Genomic DNA, 21,706 nt, shown 5'->3' with positions numbered 1-21,706 from the left:
GGGCGAAGCCCGATCAGTGCGCGGCGGCGTCCCAACTACGACCGGTGCCCACCGACACTTCCAGAGGCACCGACAGCTCGATAGCCGAGGACATCTTGTTCCTCACCAGTGCCTCGACTTCCTCGCGCTCGGATTCGACGACTTCGAGCACCAGTTCGTCGTGCACCTGCAACAACATTCGCGACTTCAGAGTCGAGTCGGCCAACGACCGATGCACGTCGATCATCGCAACCTTGATGATGTCGGCGGCGGTGCCCTGGATCGGGGCGTTCAGGGCGGCCCGCTCGGCAACCTCGCGGCGCTGACGGTTGTCGCTGTTCAAGTCGGGCAAGTATCGACGCCTGCCGTACAGCGTGGAGGTGTACCCCACCTTGCGTGCTTCCTCCACGGCGTTGCGCAGGTAGTCACGGACGCCGCCGAACCGGGCGAAATACGCCTCCATCTGCTGCTTCGCCTCGTCGGTGGAGATCTTGAGCTGCGCTGCGAGGCCGAATGCGCTGAGCCCGTACGCCAATCCGTAGGACATCGCTTTGACCCTACGACGCAGTTCGGGAGTGACCTCTTCGATCGGCACGCCGAACGCCCGGGCACCGACGAAACTGTGCAGGTCCTCGCCGGTGTTGAACGCCTCGATCAAACCCTCGTCGCCGGATACGTGCGCCATGATGCGCATTTCGATCTGGCTGTAATCGGCCGTCAGCAAAGTGTCGTAGCCCGCCCCGACGACGAATCCGTCACGGATGTGACGTCCGGCCTCGTTGCGCACCGGGATGTTCTGCAGGTTCGGCTCGGTGGACGAGAGTCGTCCGGTGGCCGCGACGGTCTGATTGAACGTCGTGTGGATACGGCCGTCGTCGGCAACGGATTTGAGCAGGCCGTCGACCGTCACCTTCATTCGTGTCGCGTCACGATGATCGAGCAGAAACTTCAGGAACGGATGCTCCGTCTTCTCGAACAACCCTTGCAGCGCATCGGCATCGGTGGTGTACCCGGTCTTGGTCTTCTTGGTCTTGGGCATGTCGAGTTCCTCGAACAACACCACCTGCAGCTGCTTGGGCGAACCGAGATTGATCTGCTTGTCGATCACCCCGTACGCAGAATTCGCGGCCTCGTCGACCTGTGCGGCGAACCCGGACTGCAACGATCGCAGGTGATCGCCGTCGACGGCGATACCCGTTGCCTCGACGTCGGCCAATACCGTCAGCAGCGGCAGCTCCATCTCGGAGAGCAGCGTGGTCGACTCGATGGCCGCGAGTTCCGCGTCCAGCGCATCGGCGAGGTCGATGACGGCCCGCGCTTTGAGGATCTCGCCCTCGGCGAACGCCGCGTCGGCAGTGTCCTCGGCATCGAGCAGAGACATCTGACCTTCGCCGGCATCCTCCACCCGGAGCTCGCGCTTGAGGTATCGCAGCGAGAGGTCGTCGAGATTGAAGGATCGCTGGCCGGGCCTAACGAGGTATGCGGCCAGAGCGGTGTCGGTCGTCAGACCACCCAGGGTCCAGCCCCGCCCGCGAACCGCATGCAGCGCCCACTTGGCCTCGTGCAGCGCCTTGGGTTGCGTCGAATCGGCGAGCCAGGCGGCGAGAGCACGCTCGTCGGATTCGTCGAGAGCAGTGGTCGTGACGAAGGCGCCTTCTCCGTCGGCCGCCGCGATCGCCACCGATGTCGCGTCGCTGTCGAAGGGCCTGCGCGGTCCGAGGACGGACAGACCGCTGCGCCGGCCGTCGGACGTGTGTTCTTCCAGCCACGCGGCGAGTTCGCCCGGCGCGACGATGCCACCGCGCACGTCGAAGCCTTCTTCTGCTTCGGGTTCGACCGATGCGAGTGTCTCGAACAGTCTGTCGCGCAGAATGCGGAATTCCAGATCGTCGAACAGGGCGTGGATCTTCTCGCGATCCCACGGAGCAAGTTCGAGCTGATCGGGGGTGTAGGGCAACGGCACATCGCGCACCATCTCGGTGAGCTCCCGGTTGAGCACAACACTCGACAGGTTGGCGCGCAGCGCATCTCCCACCTTGCCCTTGACCTTGTCCACGTTGTCGACAAGAGCAGTGAGAGACCCGTATTCGATGATCCACTTGGTCGCCGTCTTCTCACCGACACCCGGAATCCCGGGAAGGTTGTCGCTCGGATCGCCACGAAGGGCGGCGAAGTCGGGATACTGCGACGGCGTCAACCCGTACTTGGTGGCGACCTCGTCGGGGGTGAACCGCGTGAGGTCCGAGACGCCCTTGCGCGGGTACAGCACCGTCACGTTGTCGGTTACCAACTGCAGCGCATCGCGATCGCCGGTGACCACGAGAACGCGGTACCCGAGTGCCTCCGCCTGCGTGACCAGAGTGGCGATGATGTCGTCCGCTTCGAAGCCCGCCTCCGCCATCACCGGAATGCCCATGGCACCGAGTACGTCCTTGGTGATGTCGACCTGGCCGGCGAACTCGTCGGGCGTCTTGTGGCGGTTGGCCTTGTACTCGGGAAAACGCTCGGCACGGAAGGTCTGGCGCGAGACATCGAATGCCGCGGCGATGTGCGTCGGCTTCTCATCGCGAAGCAGATTGATCAACATCGACGTGAACCCGTACACGGCATTGGTGGATTGCCCACTGGTGGTCTTGAAGTTGTCTGCAGGCAGCGCGAAGAAGGCACGGAATGCCATCGAGTGGCCGTCGATGAGGAGCAACGTGGGGCGTTGCCCGCCCGCTTTCGCGTCGGTCGGGGCTGCGGGCGCTGCACTTGCATCGGTTACTGGGCTCACGGTTGACCAGTCTAGGGAGCGGGTCCGACAACTCGTAGCCGGATGCTCGGGCCACCACGCGATCGCACTCACGATGAGCAGTTGTGCACCGCGAAACACAACCGATACTTTCCGGAAATCTCAGTCGCCGATTTTGCGTCGTTCCAGCGGATAGAGTCCGACAATTGCAGTAAATCCCCAACACCCGTGACACAACGACAACCGTCCGGAGGACGTGCGTGGCTCCAAATGTTCGATGGACCAGAAAGGTGCAACCGCCGAGGTTGCGCGCAAGATCAGCCGTTCGCCTCTTCCAGCGAACACTCCTACTCGCCATTCTGAGTTCGATTGCCGCGCTGCTGTTCAGTGCGCCGGCGTTGGCCCAGGAACCTACCCCCACTCCCCCGGCAGCTCCCGGAACCAGTGCCGAGCAGACACCACCCGCGGACGCTGTCGGGGTCGCAGGATCTCTCAACAACGGCGGCGAACGCCTCGTCGGCGTCGATGTCGTGGCTCTCGATGCATCAGGTACCGAGGTCGCTCGGACCACCAGTGAAACCGGCGGCCGATGGACCCTCGAATTGTCGCCCGGCACATACACATTCCAGGTCGACCAGGAATCGCTCCCGGACGGAGTGAGCGTGCAGGGCGAGGTCCAGCGCGATGTACAGGCCGGGCGCTCGAACACCGTCATATTTTCGTTCGGTGAGGCCAGAACCGCGACGAGCGTCCCCTTCTACGAGAAGTTCGTGCGCACTACCGTCGACGGAATCCGCTTCGGTCTCGTGATCGCGCTCGCCGCGGTCGGCCTGAGCCTGATCTTCGGTACCACGGGTCTGACGAACTTCGCGCACGGCGAACTCGTCACCCTCGGTGCGGTGTCCGCGTGGATTTTCAACGTCAGTATGGGCATCCAATTGATACCCGCGACCGTCCTGGCGATCATCGTCGGCGTCGCGATCGGCTGGCTCAACAATGCGTTGATATGGCGCCCCCTTCGCAAGCGTCGAACCGGACTGATCGCGCAGCTGGTAGTCACCATCGGCCTCGCCATCGCGCTCAGATATCTGATCCTGATCTTCTTCTCCGATCGTGCAGAACCGTTCGACGACTATCAGGCTCAGACCGAGAACGACTGGGGTCCGCTCTCGATCACCAACGTGAACCTGGCCTGCATCGTCATCAGCGTCGTCGTCCTGATCGGCGTCGCACTGATGTTGCAGCGCACCAAGATCGGCAAGGCCATGCGCGCGGTAGCCGACAACCGGGACCTCGCCGCGTCCTCGGGTATCAACGTCGAGCGCGTCGTGACGTTCGTCTGGTGCCTCGGTGGCGGCCTGGCTGCCCTCGGCGGCGTGCTGTTCGGGCTCTCCGAACTCGGCGGTCGCGTGCAATGGGAGATGGGCTTCAAGCTCCTGCTGCTGATGTTCGCCGGTATCACGCTCGGAGGACTCGGCACGGCGTACGGCGCGTTCCTCGGTTGCGTCATCGTGGGCCTGCTCGTGCAGTGGTCGACGTTGGTCATCAATCCCGACCTCAAATACATCGGAGGGTTGCTCGTCTTGATTCTCATCCTCGTCGTCCGTCCTCAGGGCATCCTCGGCTCGCGACAAAGGATCGGGTGACCACCACATGGATATCATCGGCGCACTTCAGATCTCGCTTGCTCAACTGGTCGGCCCCTCGGCCATCTTCTACGCTCTGCTCGCGATCGGCCTGAACCTGCATTTCGGCTACGCCGGACTGCTCAACTTCGGCCAGATCGGCTTCGCACTGCTCGGCGGCTACGGCGTCGGCATCACCACGATCACCTACGAGCAGCCACTGTGGCTGGGCATCCTGGTCGGCCTTGCCGCTGCCGGGTTGCTCGCTCTCGTTCTCGGTATACCGACTCTGCGCCTTCGAGCCGACTACCTCGCTATCGTCACCATCGCCGCCTCGGAAATTCTGCGATTGGTGTTCCGTTCGACCGCAACGGATTCGGTGACCAAGTCCACCAACGGCATCACCGGATTCGCAGCTCCGTTCACCGATCTCAGTCCGTTCGAGGGTGGAAAGACGTACAGCTTCATCGGCGTTCGGTTCCTGGGCAACGATCTGTGGGCGATGCTCGTGGGCTGGACGCTGGTACTGCTGCTGTGTGGAGTGGTCTACCTGCTGACACACAGCCCGTGGGGCCGTGTGCTCAAGGCTGTTCGTGAGGACGAGGACGCGGCCCGCTCATTGGGTAAGAACGTGTTCGTCTACAAGATGCAGGCGCTCGTGCTCGGTGGCGTCATCGGCGGTATGGGCGGCGTCTTCAACGCGTTGCAGACCCAGTCCATCAACCCGGACTTCTACTCGACGGCGCAGACGTTCTTCGCCTTCGGCGCCCTCATTCTCGGTGGTGCCGCCACAGTGTTCGGCCCCGTCTTGGGCGCGATGCTCTTCTGGTTCCTGCTGTCCATTCCCGACGCGATTCTGCGGCAACTGATCTCGGGCGACGATCCGGTGCTCAACCTCACCGGTGCCCAGGTCGGTGCCACGCGATTCGTACTCCTGGGAATTCTGATCGCCGTGCTGATGGTGTTCAGACCTCAGGGCATTCTCGGCAACAAGCGAGAGGTTCAACTCAATGCCTGACCCGAGCAAGGATGCCGCCGCAACCGCGGCACCGAGCAAGAAAGCAAGCACACTCGAATCACGTGCTGCCAAAGCACTGTCGAGCGATCAGCGCGCGGCGTTGTTCGCCGGTGTCGCGAACGAGCCCGGTTCTCCCAAGCCTGACGCCACCCTGGTGGTCGACGGGGTCTCGCGCACCTTCGGCGGCCTCAAGGCCGTCGACGTGGCCCATCTCGAAATCCAGCGTGGCTGCATCACCGGTCTCATCGGACCGAACGGTGCAGGCAAGACCACCCTGTTCAACCTGCTCACCGGTTTCGATCGACCCGACACCGGTACGTGGTCGATGGACGGCCAGGAGCTCGGCCGAATGCATCCGCACCAGGTGGCACGCAAAGGCGTGGTCAGGACATTCCAGCTGACCAAGGCGCTGTCGAAACTGACTGTGCTGGACAATGTTCGGCTGGGTGCAACAGGTCAGCGCGGCGAGCGCATGATCAACACGTTCATGCCGTGGACGTGGAAGGCGCAGGAACGTGAGATCACCGAGCGCGCCTACGAGCTGTTGGGGCGTTTCAAGCTCGACGCCAAAGCCGACGACCTGGCGGGCTCCCTGTCCGGCGGCCAGCGAAAACTGCTCGAGATGGCACGCGCGTTGATGACCGATCCGTCGGTGGTCATGCTCGACGAGCCGATGGCCGGAGTCAATCCCGCTCTGACACAGTCACTTCTGGGTCACATCAAGTCGCTGCGCGACGACGGTATGACGGTGGTGTTCGTCGAGCACGACATGGACGTCATCCGCGACATCAGCGACTGGGTGGTGGTGATGGCGCAAGGCAGCATCATCGCCGAGTCCACGCCGGAAGAGCTGTCCAACAACGGTGCCGTCGTGGATGCGTATCTCGGTAGCCATCACGATCAGGCTCTCGAATTCGATGCCGACGGCAATCCGGTCGGTGCCACAGCAGAACTGGCCGAGGCGCTCAAACAGGCCGAGATCGAGGAACTCGAAGCGGGAGGCGATCTTTCGGAACCGGAGTTCGTCAGTCCGGTGGCGGCCGAAGTCACCGAAGGCGGCTCGCACCGGGCCAAGGAGGACAACTGATGAGCGAACAGACTTTGACCCCGGCGGAATTCGCCGCCACACCCGGGGAGCACGCGCGCCTCGCCGAAGGCGCTCTGCTGCGCGCCGACGGGTTGGTCGCCGGATACATCCCCGGAGTCAACATCCTCAGCGAGTGCAACTTCTTCCTCAACGACGGGGAAATCGTCGGCATCATCGGCCCCAACGGAGCCGGCAAATCGACCCTCCTCAAGACCCTGTTCGGACTTGTCGCCGTCCGAGAAGGCAGCGTCAAACTGCGCGGTGACAACATCACCTCCGCCGAGGCGCACGTGCTGGTGACCAAGGGGGTCGGCTACGTTCCGCAGACGCAGAACGTGTTCCCGTCGCTCACCATCGAGGAGAACCTCGAAATGGGAATCTATCTGCGCCCCAAGAAGTTCGGCGAGCGATTCGAGTTCGTCAGCGAACTCTTCCCGCTGCTCGGTGAACGCAAGAAGGTCAAGGCGGGCGCTCTGTCCGGCGGCGAGCGCCAGATGGTTGCCATGGGACGTGCACTGATGATGGAGCCCTCGGTACTTCTGCTCGACGAACCGTCGGCCGGACTGTCGCCGATGTTCCAGGACGAGGTGTTCATCCGCTGCAAAAAGATCAACGCCGCGGGTGTCTCGATCATCATGGTCGAGCAGAATGCCCGTCGGTGCTTGCAGATCTGCGACCGCGGCTACGTCCTCGATCAGGGTCGCAACGCCTACACCGACACCGGTCCGGCGTTGATGAACGACCCGAAGGTGATCGAGCTGTATCTCGGCACTCTGGCGGGAAGCAAAGAGAAGAAATAGAGGTCCTCTGCAGCGACGAAGGCCCCGGTTCGATCGACATCGAACCGGGGCCTTCTCGTTGCCCTGAGGGCGAGACACATTCGAAAGCCGCTGGGCCCGAGTCCTGATCGAGGACTCGGGCCCAGCGGCTGTGTGAAAGCTACAGGTCACTCACCGACGACGATGTATCCGTCTGTCGTCAGCTTGTTGTCCGGTCCGAAGACCAGGTTGCCGTACGAACCGGTGGCGGGCTCTCCTGCGTCACTGAAGTTCAGCGCGCCGGTGATTCCGTCGTAGTCGATATCGGTTCCGGCCTTGACGAGTGGGAGGCACTCGGCGTAGCTGGTGCACTTGGTGCCGTCCTTGGTGACGCTGTTGATATTGGCAGCGATGTCGGTGCCTGCCGTCGACTTCGCCTGCTCGGCAGCGAGCGCCGAGATGACCACTGCGTCGTACGACTCTCCGGCGTAGTTGAAGTCCACCAGCGCCGGATCGACAGCCTTGAGACGGTCCTGGAACGCGGTGCCGACGTCGGTCAGCGGGGTGGTTCCGCGCATCGTGTCCAGCAGACCTGCTGCAACCGACTCGCCGAGAGCGTTACCCATGTTGCCGTCGACGCCGTAGACCAGCGTGCCGTCGGACGGTCCGATGCCGATCTCGTGCATACGGGTGATGATCTTCGCGGACTCCTCGAAGCCGATGATGGCGACGGCGTCCGGGTTGAAGTTCTTCACACCGTCGACCTCGGCGTTGAACGACTGTGCGTTCGGGTCGTAGATCGTGGTCTGGATCTGATCGGCCGCGATGCCTGCCTCTTCGAGGTTGTCCGCGGTGTTCTTCGCCAGGCCCGTGCCGTACGGGTCGTTGAGTGCGAGGATGGCCACGCGCTGCGCACCGTCGTTCGCGATCAACTGCGAGAGTGCCTGTGCCTGCAGAACATCGGTGGGTGCGGTACGGAAGTACTGGCCCTTGTCCGGGTAGCAGACGAACTGATCGGACGTGTTGGCGGGCGAGAACTCGACGACGCCTGCACTGGCGATCTTGTCGATCACCTTGAGCGAGACCGAGGACGAGGCCGCACCGACGATGACGTTCGCGCCGCCGGCGAGCAGGCGGTCGACCGTGGTGTTGGCGGTATCGGTTGTCGTGTCGCCCGAGTCACCGGGGATGAGAGTGGCGGGCTGATCGAGAACGCCACCTGCGCCGTTGACGTCGTTGATGGCCAACTGCACACCGGCAACTTCGGGTGGGCCGAGGAAGGCGAGGGTTCCGGTCTCGGGGAGAAGCGTTCCGACCACGAGAGGCGACGTGTCGGGGGTGGCCCCGGCAGTGGCCTGTTCGGGCGTGCAGTCGGTGGAGACGGTCGTTTCCGCGGCAGCCGTGCCGCCGCTGGCACTGCTGGAGTCGGTCGAGCCCGAGTCGTCGCTCGACGAACAGCCGAACAATGCGAGCGAGGTAACGCTCAGCACCGCAGCCGTGCGGACATAGGTCCGAATTGCCATCTAGGTTCTCCTTGAAATTGCTCGTCGTTGAAGCTCACCTGAGTTACATGTGGCTCACGTGTGAACCAGACGCTAATGCGCGGAGCCGGTTCGCAAGGCCTAGAACGAGGCTCGTGACCTGACTGTGACCTAGAAGGTCGAAGTTTTACGTGTCCGTAGCTTTCGGAGCCGATCAGCTCTCTGCCGCAGGCTTGTTCGCAGGAGTACCGAGTGTCTCGATGACGACCTCGGCGACGGCCTTCATCGTCGTCCTGCGATCCATCGCAGCGCGCTGAATCCACTTGAACGCCTGCGGTTCTGTCAGCGACTGCGAATCCATCAGGATGCCCTTGGCCTTCTCGATGAGCTTGCGCGTTTCCAGACGATCCTGCAGGTCCGCGATCTCTGATTCCAACGCGGATATTTCACTGAAACGACTGGCCGCCAACTCCACCGCCGGCATCAGATCGGCTTTGGTGAACGGCTTGACCAGATACGCCATGGCCCCGGCATCACGGGCCTTCTCTACGAGTTCGCGTTGGCTGAACGCCGTGAGAATGACCACGGGCGCAATACGCTTCTCCGCGATCTCCGACGCGGCGTCGATTCCGTCTCGACGCGGCATCTTCACGTCCATGATGACCAGATCGGGAAGAAGTTCGACTGCCAACTCCACCGCCTGCTGACCGTCCGCGGCCTCTCCGACCACGTCGTACCCCTCCTCACGGAGCATCTCCACGAGGTCGAGGCGGATCAGGGATTCGTCCTCCGCAACCACCACGCGAAGCGGTGGCTTGCCAGTACCGTGCGCACCAGGAGCGTTCATCTGTATCGGTCTCCTTTGACAGTCATCGCCCATCAGGGCAGTCGAGCATCTGAAGGGTACCGGTGCACGGGGCCGAAAGCGCATCTTCTAAACTCGTCAATCGTTGCTCAGAAGGACGCCAGCCCTCGTATCCCAATTGGCAGAGGAAACGGATTCAAAACCCGTGCAGTGTGAGTTCGAGTCTCACCGAGGGCACCACGTGACCACACCCCGTTCACGACGTCGGTCATGAACGTCGGCAATCGCGCCTACAGTGGAGTGATGTACATACCCAGCAGTCTTCGTTGCCACGACACCAGTGCGGGCAAATTGTGCGCAGCGAAGGTCGACCACCGGTTCGGGGATTCGGCCGACCGGTCGGCGCAGTGGGTCTACTACACCTGCAGCGCAGACCCCACTCACGAGACCGGTTACGTCGACCGCTTGGTCACTGCCTGAATCATGTTCGTAGAACGCGCCTACGTCCACCCCGACGATGTGGGATCGGACTGGCCCTTCACTGTGCCCGCCGTGGCCGACCTCGCGCGCGACGGACTCGAGTTCCTGGCTCCGGTCACAATTCTGGTCGGCGACAACGGTTCCGGTAAATCGACCCTCGTCGAGGCGATCGCCGAGGGTTTCGGGATCGACGCCCGAGGCGGACGAGCGGCGCAGCAATCGCGTCGACTCGACGAGGTGACGAGCGCCCTGGGTGAGGTGCTCGAGTTGAAAACCACTCCGCGGGGCGCTCGCATGCTGCGTGGCCCCCGGATGCAGAAGCGCGGCTTCTTTCTTCGCGCCGAGACGGCATTCGATATGGCCGAGAACCTCGGCGGCATGCCGGGATTCTGGGACGAGAACACCGCCGAGATGAGTCACGGCGAGGGCTTCCTCGCCATGTTCGGTGCGATGCTGGCCGAGCCCGGCTTCTACGTTTTGGACGAGCCGGAGTCGGCCCTGTCCTTCACCGCCAGCCTGCAACTGGTCGCGCTCATGTCCGAACTGGGTCAGGAGGGCGCGCAAATCGTCTGCGCCACTCATTCACCCATATTGGCGTCGACACCGGGGGCGGACATCGTCGAGGTGGGCGAGCACGGTCTACGCCGAAGCACCTGGAACGAACTCGAACTGGTACAGCACTGGCGTCGATACCTCGACGACCCGAACAGCTATCTGCGTCACCTGCTCGATTGAGCGGCGCTCAGCGACATAGCTTCTCGCCGACGCACACTTCCGGGTGACACTCCGGTCGCGCGCTTGAATGCCTTGCCGAACGCGGCCTCCGAGAGATACCCACTGCGGCGGGCCAACTCGGCCAACACCACGTCCTCGGACCGCAGCGTCTCGTACGCGGCCTGCATCCGCCACGTCGCCAGATAGCTCATTGCAGAGTCGCCGACCAACTCGGCGAACCGCGCCGAGAACGCCGAACGAGACATGTTCACGCTCGATGCCAGAGCAGCAACGGTCCACCGCTCATGAGGGTGTCGATGGATCAGGGCCAACGCCGCCCCGATCCGGTTGTCCTGCAACGCTCCGAGCCAACCCGACTGCGCGCGTGGGGTGTTCGCAATCCACGACCGTAGAGCGTGGATCACCAGGATGTCGGACAGTCGGGTGATCACGGCTTCTCCCCCGGGCTCGAGCACCCGCGCCTCGTCCGCCACCATCGCCAGCACCTTCTGCATCCTCGTTTGCACCGGACCGCGATCTGCGTCGACGACCACCAATCCGGGCAACAGGGCGACGAGCCGTTGCGCGGCAGGGTGATCCACACGGACGGCACCGCAGACAAGGGTCGCTGCCCTGCCCGAACCGCTGTCGTGGTGCGACATCACCGCATATCTGTCACTGATGTATTCGTGCGGAAGGTCGTGCACACTCGGCGCACCAGCCGACGCGTTGTCGTCCGCGGAGAGCACATGCCCTCGCCCGTGCGGGACCAACGCGAAATCGCCGGGCACCAACTCACGCGTCGGCTCGCCGGGAACCGACAGTATGCACCCGCCGTCGATCACCGTGTGGAACCACAGCGCGTCTTCCATGGCGGGCAATGCGATACCCCACGCTCCGCCCATCTCGGAGCGGACGTAGAACGATCCGGTTATTCGTAGGAAATACAGGGCCTCACCGAGGGGATCCGGCGACGTCCACGGATCGGCTCCACGCATCGATCAATTGTCGCACGGGCTGGACGATCGGACATCGAATCAGGCCTGTCGGGCATTGCCCGTCCGACCCCGGAGCGCCACAGTAGACGAGAAGACCAAGCGAAGAGTGAGGGAACCATCATGATCGATCGAATCGCCTTGATCGCCACCGTCGTAGCAGCAGTCGGATGCGGGCTCGTGGCAGGCGTCCTGCTCGCCTTTTCCCTCAGCGTGCTCCCCGGCCTGGCGTCGTTGCCGGTGTCCGACGCGATCGCCGCGATGCAGCGATTCAACGCCGCGATTCTGAACCCACTGTTCCTCGTACTGTTCGTCGGGACGGCCGTGCTGTCCACTCTCGCAGCGGTTCTCAGCGCATCGACAAGTCGTGGCGCACCTGCGCTCGTAGTGGCCGGCGCAGTTCTCTACGTGCTGGGGTGCTTCGCGATCACGGGCGTTCTGAACGTCCCACTCAACGACGCATTGGCCGCTGTCGATCCCGGCAGCACCGCGGCAGTCGAGGCCTGGCAGAACTTCACCGAGAAGTGGACGCGGTGCAACAACATCAGAGTGGTGGCCGCTACCGCGGCCTGCACCGTCCTGATCCTCGGTCAGGGCAGATCTGCACTGGGCTGATCGGATTCCGAATCCTGGTGTCGTTTGCGAATTTCGTCCTCGAAGCGCGCAATGAGGTGATCGGCGTCAGCGGTGGACACATCGCGTGCACCCTCGTCCATCGCTGCGTCTCGTCCCCGCCGCAATGCGGCGAGTTCGGCTTCGAGTTCATTGTTGTCGAGTACCCGTGGATCCAACATGACTCCATTGTGGTCCCACTTCCCATGCCTCCGCGCAGGATTTGATGTAATCGCTTGCATGACCGTCGTGCACAGTTTCGAGCCGATTCTCGGTCGAGGCGCAACCATCCTGATCCTGGGCTCGATGCCCGGTGTTGCGTCACTGGTAGCCCAGCAGTATTACGCCCATCCGCGAAATGCGTTCTGGCCGATCATGGGAACAGTGTTCGGGGCCGGCCGCGAATTGCCGTACGAGGCACGCGCCGAGCGGCTGCGCACGCACGGAGTCGCAGTGTGGGACGTATTGAAGCTGTGCACTCGCGAGGGAAGCCTGGACTCCGCAATCGTCGAATCATCTATCGTGGCAAACGATTTCGAGGACTTGTTCGCGAAGAACCCCGACATCGACAGGGTGTTCTTCAACGGTGCCAAAGCCGCGGACAGTTACCGTCGCCACGTGAAGACGGCGGCAGTGCCCCACGTCGAATTCACACGACTGCCGTCGACCAGCCCTGCGCACGCGTCATTGAACCTCGACGCGAAGACACAGGCCTGGTCGAGGGCCCTCAGGCCCGATCGCGCTTCGGAAAATGCCGGATGAGGCCCTCCTGCACGACGGTGGCCAGCAGCTGACCGTCCATGGAGAAGAAGCGTCCGGTGGCCAGGCCACGTGATCCGGCGGCGACCGGTGATTCGGTGGCGTACAGGGCCCATTCGTCGAATCGGAACGGACGGTGGAACCAGATGGAGTGGTTGACCGTCGCCGCGACGATGCGATCCATTCCCCACGACAGACCGTGGGTGGTGATGATCGAGTCGAGCACCGTGGTGTCCGACGCGTATCCCATGGTCGCGGCGTGGAAGATGGAGTCGTCGGGAAGATCCCCGTCGGCTTTCATCCAGACCCGATTGTGATTGAGCTTCTCGCCGGTACCGTGCATGATCCACGCCGGATCGTTCGCGTAGCGCATGTCGATCGGCTTGAGCGCATCGACGAACATCTGCAACCGGTCCTCGTATCCGACGAAGTGATCGCCGAGCGGGGGTAGAGCGTCCGGATACGGAACCTCGGGCACCTCGACGCTGTGCTCGAGTCCCTTTCCGAAATCCTGGAAAGCAGCGAGCATGACGAACAGCTCGTTACCGTCCTGGAATGCTGTGACCTGGCGGTTGGCGAAAGCTCGGCCGTCGCGTTGCCGGGTCACCCGATACTCGATGGGCTTCTTGACGTCGCCGCCACGGATGAAGTGCGCGTTGATGGCGTGCACGTCTCGCGAAGTACCGGACACGGTGCGCCCGGCTGCGATCAGGCCCTGAGCTACGAGTTGCCCCCCGAACGTTCGGCTCCCCACCTGATCGGGATGGACGCCGAGAAACACATCCTCCTCGATCTCCTCGAGTGCGAGGAGATCGAGAAGCGTGTCGAGATCCGTTTTCACCGCAGTACTGCTCGGCGCGCTCGCGCTGACGCCGGTTCCCCCCGCTTCGACCACTTACCGGTCCTCTTCTCCGATTCGGTGCACATGGATCAAGTTGGTCGAGCCTACTGTGCCGGGAGGGGCACCGGCCACGATGACGACCTGATCGCCCTTGTTGTACCGACCGAGTTCGAGCAGTGCCTTGTCCACCTCTTTGACCATTGCGTCCGTCGATCCCACATCGGGGACCAGGAACGTCTCGGTTCCCCAGCTCAGCGACAGCTGGCTGCGGACCTCGGAGATGGAGGTGAACGCGAGCAGTGGAAGCTTGGTGTGCAGACGAGCCAAGCGTCGAACGGTGTCGCCCGACTGGGTGAAGGCAACGAGAGCCTTGGCATCCAGACGCTCACCGATATCGCGGGCGGCGTACGAGATGACGCCACGCTTGGTGCGCGGCACGTGGGTCAGCGGAGGAACGCTGTCACCCTCGGTCTCCACCGTTTCGACGATGCGAGCCATGGTCCGCACCGTTTCCATCACGTACTTGCCGACCGAGGTCTCGCCGGAGAGCATGACCGCGTCGGTACCGTCGAGCACTGCGTTGGCGACGTCGGACGCCTCGGCGCGCGTCGGGCGGGAGTTCTCGATCATCGATTCGAGCATCTGGGTGGCAACGATGACGGGCTTGGCGTTGGCGCGGGCGATCTGGATGGCGCGCTTCTGCACCAGCGGCACCTGCTCGAGAGGCAGCTCGACGCCGAGGTCACCGCGGGCGACCATGATCGCGTCGAACGCGAGCACGATGGCTTCGAGATTGTCGACGGCTTCGGGCTTCTCGAGCTTGGCGATGACAGGAACTCGACGGCCGACGCGGTCCATGACGGCGTGGACGAGTTCGACGTCCGCGGGAGAGCGCACGAACGAGAGCGCAATGAAGTCGACGCCGAGGGCGAGGGCGAACTCGAGGTCCGCGATGTCCTTCTCGCTCATGGCAGGAACGGATACGTCCATGCCGGGCAGCGAGACGCCCTTGTTGTTGCTGACCGGGCCACCTTCGGTGACTCGACACAGCACGTCGTTGCCCTCGACACCGGTGACCACGAGGCCGACCTTGCCGTCGTCGACGAGAAGGCGGTCGCCTTCCTTGGCGTCCTGAGCAAGTTCCTTGTAGGTGGTCGACACCCGATCGTGGGTGCCCTCGCACTCTTCGACGGTGATGCGGATGAGCTCACCGGCCGCCCAGGTGGTGGAGCCCTCGGCGAAACGGCCGAGACGAATCTTGGGTCCCTGCAGGTCGGCCAGAATGCCCACGGCTTTGCCGGTGGCGTCCGATGCTGCGCGAACCCTCTCGTAGTTGGCCTGGTGATCGGGGTGATCGCCATGGCTGAAGTTCAGTCGTGCGACATCCATTCCACTCTCGACGAGTTCGCGGATGCGCTCTGTGGTTGCGGTTGCGGGTCCAAGGGTGCAGACAATCTTCGTACGTCGGCTCACGGTTGCGAGCGTAGCCGCTGCACGCCTCGTTCTCTATCGCAGACGCGGCCGCGCGAATACTACCGATCGGTAGCCTCGCTACTGTCCTGCTGAAGCGGTCTGTACCGGTTCAGAGACCGAGGTCACACCGCCGCGAGAGGCAGCGCTGTCGGGTGCACCGGGGACGGCAGATCCGAGTGCCCGGTGAGAAATGCATCCACTCCGTGCGCCGCCGATCGACCCTCCGCGATCGCCCACACGACCAACGATGCGCCTCGGTGCGCATCCCCGCAGACGAACACACCCGGCGCGGTGGTCTGCCAATCGGGACCACACGAGAGTGCACCGCGCTTGGTCAATGCCAAGCCGTAGTCGTCGAGCAACGGACCGTGCTCGACGCCCTCGAAGCCGATCGCGAACAACGCCAGATCGCAGGGCAGTTCGACTTCCTCGCCGATGGGGGTGACGATGCGTCGCCCGTCCGCGTCGCGCTGAACCTCGACCTCGGCGAGCACCATCGCACGCACGCGCCCGCGCTCGTCACCCAGGAACCTCTGCACTGCGACCTGATGACGCACGACGCCACCCTCGGCATGCGCGGGTGACGTGCGCAGCACCAACGGCCAGGACGGCCACGGCGAAAGGCTGTCGTCGCGAGCGCCCGGCAGCGCAGGGTTGTAGTCGAGCTGCGTCACCGATGCGGCACCCTGACGATGGGCGGTCCCCAGGCAGTCGGCTCCGGTGTCACCTCCGCCGATGATCACCACATGCTTTTCTGCAGCGGAGATCGACGTGGGCCCGTCGCCCTCGCACTCCTTGTTCGACGGCACGAGGTGTTCCATGGCCAGGTGGATGCCGTCGAGTTCGCGACCGATCACGTCGGTGTTGTCTCTGGCCCGAAGAGCTCCGACCGCCAGAACGACCGCGTCGAAGGATTCGCGCAACTGCTCGACCGTGAAGTCGATACCCACCTCGCAGTCGGTGACGAAATGCGTTCCCTCGGCCCGCATCTGCATCAGTCTCTGATCGAGTACGGACTTCTCGAGCTTGAACTCGGGAATGCCGTAGCGGAGCAGTCCACCGAGGCGGTCATCCCGCTCGTACACTGTCACGTCGTGCCCTGCGCGCGTGAGCTGTTGTGCCGCAGCCAATCCCGCCGGACCGGATCCGACGACGGCGACTCGCTTGCCGGTGGTGATCGTCGGCGGCTGCGGAACGATGCTGCCTTGCTCCCAGGCCAGGTCGGCAATGGTCTGCTCGACCCGCTTGATCGTCACGCTGCCGCCGGTGGCCGCCTCGGAAATCGAGAGCACACAAGCAGATTCACACGGTGCCGGACACACCCGACCGGTGAACTCCGGAAAATTGTTCGTCGCATGCAGACGATCGCTGGCGGCATCCCAGCGGTCGCGGCGCACCAGGTCGTTCCACTCGGGAATCAGGTTTCCCAGCGGGCAGCCGGCAGTGCCGGAGTGGCAGAACGGAATTCCGCAATCCATGCAGCGACGGGCCTGATCGGAGACCTCGGCGGCCCGCTCGCTCGACGGCTGGCGCGAGTACACCTCGTTCCAGTCCTTGACACGCTCGCCGATCGGACGCTTGACGGCCTCGCGCTTGACGACTTTCAGAAATCCCTGTGGATCAGCCACGTGCAGCCTCCATGATCGCAGCATCGACGTCGCGCCCTTCGGCGCGCGCCATTCTTGTCGCTTCCAGCACTCGCTGATAGTCGACGGGCATGACTTTGGTGAACAGCGCAGATCGGCGGGGCCAGTCGGCCAACAACGACGCCGCGACGGTCGACCCGGTCCAACGCCGGTGCTGCTCCACGGTCTCGCGCAGCCACACCAGATCGTCCGGGTCGGGAACCTGCAGTTCGACCATCGCCATGTTCACGTCGGCCGGGTCGAGACCCAGGACGAACGCGATCCCACCGGACATCCCCGCGGCCATGTTGCGACCGGTGGGCCCGAGCACCACGACACGACCGCCGGTCATGTACTCGAACGCGTGGTCGCCCACGCCCTCGTTCACCGCGATCGCTCCCGAGTTACGGACCGCGAAGCGCTCCCCCGCCTTGCCGCGCAGGAACACCTCGCCCGAGGTGGCACCGTAGAGAATGGTGTTGCCTGCGATCACGTTGTCCTCGGCGACGAACGGCGCATCCTCGGCGGGACGGACGACGATTCGGCCACCCGAAAGACCCTTACCCACATAGTCGTTCGCGTCACCGACCAGGTCGATGGTGATACCCGGCGGCAGGAATGCACCGAGCGACTGCCCGGCCGAGCCGGTGAACGCAATGCGAATCGTGTCGTCGGGCAAGCCGCCCGCGCCGTAGCGTCGAGTGACCTCGGACCCCAACAGTGTCCCGACGGTGCGATTGACGTTGCGTACCGGCAGCTCGAGCGTCACCGGATGCGCATCCTCGAGCGCACCTTCGGCCAACTGGATCAGCGTCCGATCCAACGCGAGATCGAGACCGTGATTCTGCGCGCGGAGGCGTCCACGCTGCGTCATCGGGGCACCGTGTCGGTCGACGGGCATCGCGAATATCGGCGCGAGGTCGAGTCCCTTGCTCTTCCAGTGCGCTACTCCGGCTGCCGTCTCGAGCACGTCCGCGTGTCCGACCGCTTCGTCGATACTCCGGAAACCGAGTTGCGCGAGGTACTTTCGCACGTCCTCGGCAATGAACTTGAAGAAGTCCTCGAGGAACTCGGGCTTGCCGGTGAACCGCTTGCGCAGCTCGGGGTTCTGCGTCGCGACACCCACCGGGCAGGTGTCGAGATGGCAGACGCGCATCATGATGCATCCCGCCACGATCAGCGGAGCCGTCGAGAAACCGAACTCCTCGGCACCGAGCAGAGCGGCGACGATGACATCTCGCCCTGTGCGCATTCCGCCGTCGCACTGCACGGTGATGCGATCACGCAAACCGTTGAGTACCAGCGTCTGCTGGGCGTCGGCCAGGCCGATCTCCCAGGGCGCGCCTGCGTGCTTGAGCGAGGTCAACGGCGCAGCGCCGGTTCCGCCGTCGTACCCGGAGATGAGGACGACGTCGGCGTGCGCCTTGCTGACGCCCGTCGCGACCGTGCCCACACCCACGGAACTCACGAGCTTGACGTGCACGCGCGCATTCTCGTTGGCGTTCTTCAGATCGTGGATCAGCTGCGCGAGATCCTCGATCGAGTAGATGTCGTGGTGCGGCGGTGGCGAAATCAGGCCGACACCCGGCGTCGAATGTCGAGTCTTCGCCACCCACGGATACACCTTGTAGCCGGGCAGTTGCCCGCCCTCGCCCGGCTTGGCCCCCTGCGCCATCTTGATCTGAATGTCGGTGGCGTTGACCAGATAGTCGCTGGTGACGCCGAACCGACCACTGGCTACCTGCTTGACGGCGCTGCGCCGTGTCGGATCGTAGAGACGGTCGACGTTCTCGCCGCCCTCTCCGGAGTTGGACCGCCCGCCGAGGTTGTTCATCGCGACGGCCATCGTCTCGTGAGCTTCGGCGGAGATGGACCCGTAGCTCATCGCTCCGGTGTTGAACCGCGTGACGATCGACTCGACCGACTCCACCTCGTCGAGCGGAACCGGCGGTCGCACACCGTCCTTGAACTCGAACAGACCACGCAGGGCACCACCCTCGCGAGCAAGTCGGTCGACCTCGTCGGTGTACTTCTGGAACACGTCGTAGCGACCGGTGCGCGTTGCGTGCTGCAGCAGGAACACCGTCTCGGGAGTGAACAGGTGCAGTTCGCCTTCGCGCCGGAACTGATACTCGCCGCCGATCTCCAACCGACGGTGCACGCGGTCCGTCGGGTTCTCGGGGTACGCGCGGCGGTGGCGCAGCTTGACCTCTTCGGCGAGGACGTCCAGACCGACGCCGCCGAGCTTGCTGACCGTGCCCTTGAAGTACTCGCGCACCACCTCGCGATCGAGACCCACGGCCTCGAAAACCTGTGCACCGGTGTACGACCCGACCGTCGAGATGCCCATCTTCGACATCACCTTGAGCACGCCCTTGCCGAGCCCGTACAGGTAGTTCCGCACCGCGATCGTGGGTTCGACGCCGGTCAGTTCGCCCTCGCCCACCAGATCCTCGATCGACTCCATCGCCAGATACGGGTTGACCGCGGCCGCACCGAAGCCGATGAGAAGCGCCAGGTGATGCACCTCGCGCGCATCGCCGGATTCGACGACGAGCGCGATCTTCGTGCGCTCCTTGGTACGAACCAGGTGATGGTGCACGGCCGAGGTGGCCAGCAGCGACGGGATCGGTGCGCGAGTGTGGTCGGAATCGCGATCGGAGATGATCAGCGTGGTGTACCCCGCCGCGATGGCCTCCGATGCCCGGGCACGCAGCTCCTCGATGGCCTCGGCGAGACCTTCACCACCGCGCTCGACCTCGTACAACCCGCGCAACACGGTGGCCGACAACCCGGGGTGGTCCCCGTCGTCGTTGATATGGATGATCTTGTTGAGCTCGTCGTTGTCCAGCACCGGCCACGGCAACACGATCTGCCTGCACGACGCCGCAGTGGGCTCGAGCAGGTTCTGCTCGGGGCCCATCACCCGCGCGAGCGAGGTCACGATCTCCTCGCGGATCGAATCCAGCGGCGGGTTCGTGACCTGCGCGAACAGTTCGATGAAGTAGTCGTAGAGCTGACGCGAGCGCTGCGACATCACCGCGGCGGGGGTGTCCGTACCCATCGACCCCAAAGGCTCACCCCCGGATGCGGCCATCGGCGTCAGTACGACGCGTAGGTCTTCTTCGGTGTAGCCGAACGCGACCTGCCTGCGCACCACGGAATCGTGGTTGTACTGGATGTGCGCGCGCTCGGGCAGGCTCTTGATCTCGAGCAGGCCGGCGTGCAGCCACTCCTGATACGGATGTTCCGTTGCCAGTTGGAGTTTGATCTCCTCGTCGGGCACCAGACGTCCCGCGACGGTGTCGATGAGGAACATCTTTCCCGGCTCGAGGCGACCCTTGGCGACGACCTCGGACTGTGGCACGTCGAGCACGCCTGCCTCGCTGGCGAGGATCACCCGACCGTCGGCCGTCTGCCACCACCGTCCGGGGCGAAGACCGTTTCGGTCGAGCACGGCTCCGACGTAACTGCCGTCGGTGAACGTCACGCACGCCGGACCGTCCCAGGCCTCCATCATCGACGAGTGGAATTGATAGAACGCTCGCACCCGCGGATCCATCGTGCGGTGGTTCTCCCACGGCTCGGGAACCATCATCATCACCACGTGCGGCACGCTCCGGCCGCCGAGATGGAGCAGTTCGAGCACCTCGTCCAGGGACACCGAGTCCGAGGCATCCGGATTGCAGATGGGGAACAATCGCTCGAGATCACCCGGAATCAGGTCGCTCGACAGCAGCGCCTCGCGAGCCCGCATCCGGTTTCGGTTGCCCTTGACGGTATTGATCTCACCGTTGTGGGCAACGTACCGATGCGGGTGCGCCAGCGGCCACGACGGGAACGTGTTGGTCGAGAAGCGACTGTGGACAATCGCGATGGCGCTCTTGCACAACGGGTTTCGCAACTCCGGAAAATACAGCGGCAACTGCATCGTGGTGAGCATGCCCTTGTAGACGATGGTGCGCGAGGACAGCGACGGAAAGAACAGTCCCGAACCCTCGGCCTCGATCTCGGGAGTGACTCGCTCGGAACGCTTGCGCAGCCCGTAGACCAGCCGATCGAGAGAGAGACCGGAAGGGCGCGTGCCGTCGACCTCGGGGGCCGCGACGAAGAGGTAGCTCATGTACGGCATGCAGCCGAGGGCGGTGAGGCCGACGTCTGCGCGATCGGGATTCACTTCGACCGGAACCCAGCCCAGGATCTCCAGACCTTCTTCGGCGGCAATGGATTCGACGCGTTCGACGGCGATCGCCCGCTCCCGAATGCCCTGTGGCAGGAAGCACACTCCGGCTGCGAATGCGTTCTCGTCGCCTTCTCCGATTGAGGGCAGATCGAACGGTGTGACGGAGCCGAGGAGCTCGACGGGAAGCTGGATGAGGATGCCCGCGCCGTCACCACTGTTGGGTTCGGCCCCGGCAGCTCCGCGATGTTCCAGATTTTCCAGTGCCAGAACGCCGTCGGCCACGATCTCGTGGGAGCGTCGCCCCGCGATGTCGGCAATCATCGCCACGCCGCAGGAATCCTTCTCCAAGCTCGGGTCGTACAGGCCTTGCTCTGCATGCATCCGAGAAAACAGCACCACGATCACCTCCACGTAGGCCGTGGGGTGCGCGCAGGCGGTGCAGAGTCTTGACGCTGCACCGTGGAATCTCGGCAACCCCGCCGGCTGGTCGACTCACTTCGACCACGACGGTCGGATGAGCCGAATCTTCGATGCCTA

At 63.8% G+C, this 21,706-nt stretch carries 17 protein-coding genes and 1 tRNA gene; 9 read left to right on the top strand and 9 right to left on the bottom strand.

All coding sequences use genetic code 11. The features are described 5' to 3' along the window. Positions 1-13: 13 nt before the first annotated feature. Positions 14-2,755: a DNA polymerase I gene (gene polA, locus ACNEOT_RS22725; RefSeq protein ID WP_415976862.1), complete on the bottom strand. Its 2,742-nt coding sequence runs from the start codon at positions 2,753-2,755 to the stop codon at positions 14-16. A gap of 263 nt (positions 2,756-3,018) precedes the next feature. Here polA and ACNEOT_RS22720 point away from each other — a divergent pair, with 263 nt between their 5' ends. Genes ACNEOT_RS22720 through ACNEOT_RS22705 form a run of 4 tightly spaced genes read left to right on the top strand, consistent with a single transcriptional unit; the run spans position 3,019 to position 7,243 of the window. After that, positions 3,019-4,359 carry an ABC transporter permease subunit gene (locus ACNEOT_RS22720; RefSeq protein ID WP_415976861.1) on the top strand — a complete coding sequence of 447 codons (1,341 nt, stop codon included), beginning with the start codon at positions 3,019-3,021 and terminating at the stop codon, positions 4,357-4,359. Between the two features lie 7 nt (positions 4,360-4,366). Next, positions 4,367-5,356 (top strand): branched-chain amino acid ABC transporter permease, encoded by a 990-nt coding sequence (locus ACNEOT_RS22715; RefSeq protein WP_415976860.1) that lies wholly within the window; start codon positions 4,367-4,369, stop codon positions 5,354-5,356. Beyond that, positions 5,349-6,443, top strand: coding sequence for an ABC transporter ATP-binding protein (locus ACNEOT_RS22710; protein WP_415976859.1), 1,095 nt, complete (start codon positions 5,349-5,351; stop codon positions 6,441-6,443). The genes ACNEOT_RS22715 and ACNEOT_RS22710 overlap by 8 nt, the downstream gene beginning before the upstream one ends. Continuing rightward, complete coding sequence (locus tag ACNEOT_RS22705) at positions 6,443-7,243, top strand: ABC transporter ATP-binding protein (RefSeq protein WP_317804719.1); 801 nt, start codon at positions 6,443-6,445, stop codon at positions 7,241-7,243. Before ACNEOT_RS22710 ends, ACNEOT_RS22705 begins: the two co-directional genes overlap by 1 nt. A gap of 146 nt (positions 7,244-7,389) precedes the next feature. Here the strand turns inward: ACNEOT_RS22705 and ACNEOT_RS22700 are convergent, their stop codons facing one another. After that, complete coding sequence (locus tag ACNEOT_RS22700; RefSeq protein ID WP_415976858.1) at positions 7,390-8,724, bottom strand: ABC transporter substrate-binding protein; 1,335 nt, start codon at positions 8,722-8,724, stop codon at positions 7,390-7,392. Between the two features lie 172 nt (positions 8,725-8,896). Beyond that, positions 8,897-9,529 carry an ANTAR domain-containing response regulator gene (locus ACNEOT_RS22695; RefSeq protein WP_415976857.1) on the bottom strand — a complete coding sequence of 211 codons (633 nt, stop codon included), beginning with the start codon at positions 9,527-9,529 and terminating at the stop codon, positions 8,897-8,899. A gap of 121 nt (positions 9,530-9,650) precedes the next feature. Here ACNEOT_RS22695 and ACNEOT_RS22690 point away from each other — a divergent pair. The 3 genes from ACNEOT_RS22690 (at position 9,651) to ACNEOT_RS22680 (ending at position 10,702) form a co-directional block, all read left to right on the top strand. Beyond that, positions 9,651-9,727, top strand: a tRNA-Leu gene (locus ACNEOT_RS22690). 63 nt (positions 9,728-9,790) lie between these two features. Continuing rightward, entirely contained in the window at positions 9,791-9,967 is a 177-nt protein-coding gene (locus ACNEOT_RS22685) for a hypothetical protein (RefSeq protein ID WP_415976856.1), read from the top strand. 3 nt (positions 9,968-9,970) lie between these two features. After that, positions 9,971-10,702: an AAA family ATPase gene (locus ACNEOT_RS22680; RefSeq protein ID WP_415976855.1), complete on the top strand. Its 732-nt coding sequence runs from the start codon at positions 9,971-9,973 to the stop codon at positions 10,700-10,702. Here ACNEOT_RS22680 and ACNEOT_RS22675 read toward each other — a convergent pair. Next, a complete protein-coding gene (locus ACNEOT_RS22675) occupies positions 10,687-11,679 on the bottom strand; it encodes an AraC family transcriptional regulator (RefSeq protein ID WP_415976854.1) in 993 nt (330 codons plus the stop codon). The two genes, ACNEOT_RS22680 and ACNEOT_RS22675, sit on opposite strands and share 16 nt — an antisense overlap. Before the next feature lie 120 nt (positions 11,680-11,799). Between ACNEOT_RS22675 and ACNEOT_RS22670 the strand changes: the two genes are divergently transcribed. Then, positions 11,800-12,291 (top strand): DUF1772 domain-containing protein, encoded by a 492-nt coding sequence (locus ACNEOT_RS22670; protein WP_415976853.1) that lies wholly within the window; start codon positions 11,800-11,802, stop codon positions 12,289-12,291. Here the strand turns inward: ACNEOT_RS22670 and ACNEOT_RS22665 are convergent. Beyond that, on the bottom strand, positions 12,267-12,470 hold the full coding sequence (locus tag ACNEOT_RS22665) for a hypothetical protein (RefSeq protein WP_415976852.1): 204 nt from the start codon (positions 12,468-12,470) through the stop codon (positions 12,267-12,269). The two genes, ACNEOT_RS22670 and ACNEOT_RS22665, sit on opposite strands and share 25 nt — an antisense overlap. Before the next feature lie 58 nt (positions 12,471-12,528). Between ACNEOT_RS22665 and ACNEOT_RS22660 the strand changes: the two genes are divergently transcribed. Beyond that, a complete protein-coding gene (locus tag ACNEOT_RS22660) occupies positions 12,529-13,050 on the top strand; it encodes a DNA-deoxyinosine glycosylase (protein WP_415976851.1) in 522 nt (173 codons plus the stop codon). Here the strand turns inward: ACNEOT_RS22660 and ACNEOT_RS22655 are convergent. The 4 genes from ACNEOT_RS22655 to gltB form a co-directional block, all read right to left on the bottom strand. Beyond that, complete coding sequence (locus tag ACNEOT_RS22655) at positions 13,016-13,942, bottom strand: acyl-CoA thioesterase (RefSeq protein ID WP_415976850.1); 927 nt, start codon at positions 13,940-13,942, stop codon at positions 13,016-13,018. The two genes, ACNEOT_RS22660 and ACNEOT_RS22655, sit on opposite strands and share 35 nt — an antisense overlap. Then, positions 13,943-15,361 (bottom strand): pyruvate kinase, encoded by a 1,419-nt coding sequence (pyk, locus tag ACNEOT_RS22650; RefSeq protein ID WP_082073683.1) that lies wholly within the window; start codon positions 15,359-15,361, stop codon positions 13,943-13,945. A 122-nt stretch (positions 15,362-15,483) separates the two neighbouring features. Next, complete coding sequence (locus ACNEOT_RS22645; protein ID WP_415976849.1) at positions 15,484-16,989, bottom strand: glutamate synthase subunit beta; 1,506 nt, start codon at positions 16,987-16,989, stop codon at positions 15,484-15,486. Continuing rightward, positions 16,982-21,550 carry a glutamate synthase large subunit gene (gene gltB / locus ACNEOT_RS22640; RefSeq protein WP_415976913.1) on the bottom strand — a complete coding sequence of 1,523 codons (4,569 nt, stop codon included), beginning with the start codon at positions 21,548-21,550 and terminating at the stop codon, positions 16,982-16,984. The genes ACNEOT_RS22645 and gltB overlap by 8 nt, the downstream gene beginning before the upstream one ends. Between the last annotated feature and the right edge of the window lie 156 nt (positions 21,551-21,706).

It is taken from the genome of Rhodococcus sp. 077-4 (assembly GCF_047782425.1).
In the GTDB taxonomy this organism is placed as follows: domain Bacteria; phylum Actinomycetota; class Actinomycetes; order Mycobacteriales; family Mycobacteriaceae; genus Rhodococcoides.
The sequence above is the reverse complement of the archived record's forward strand: the minus strand, read 5'-3'. Positions and strand labels throughout refer to the sequence as shown.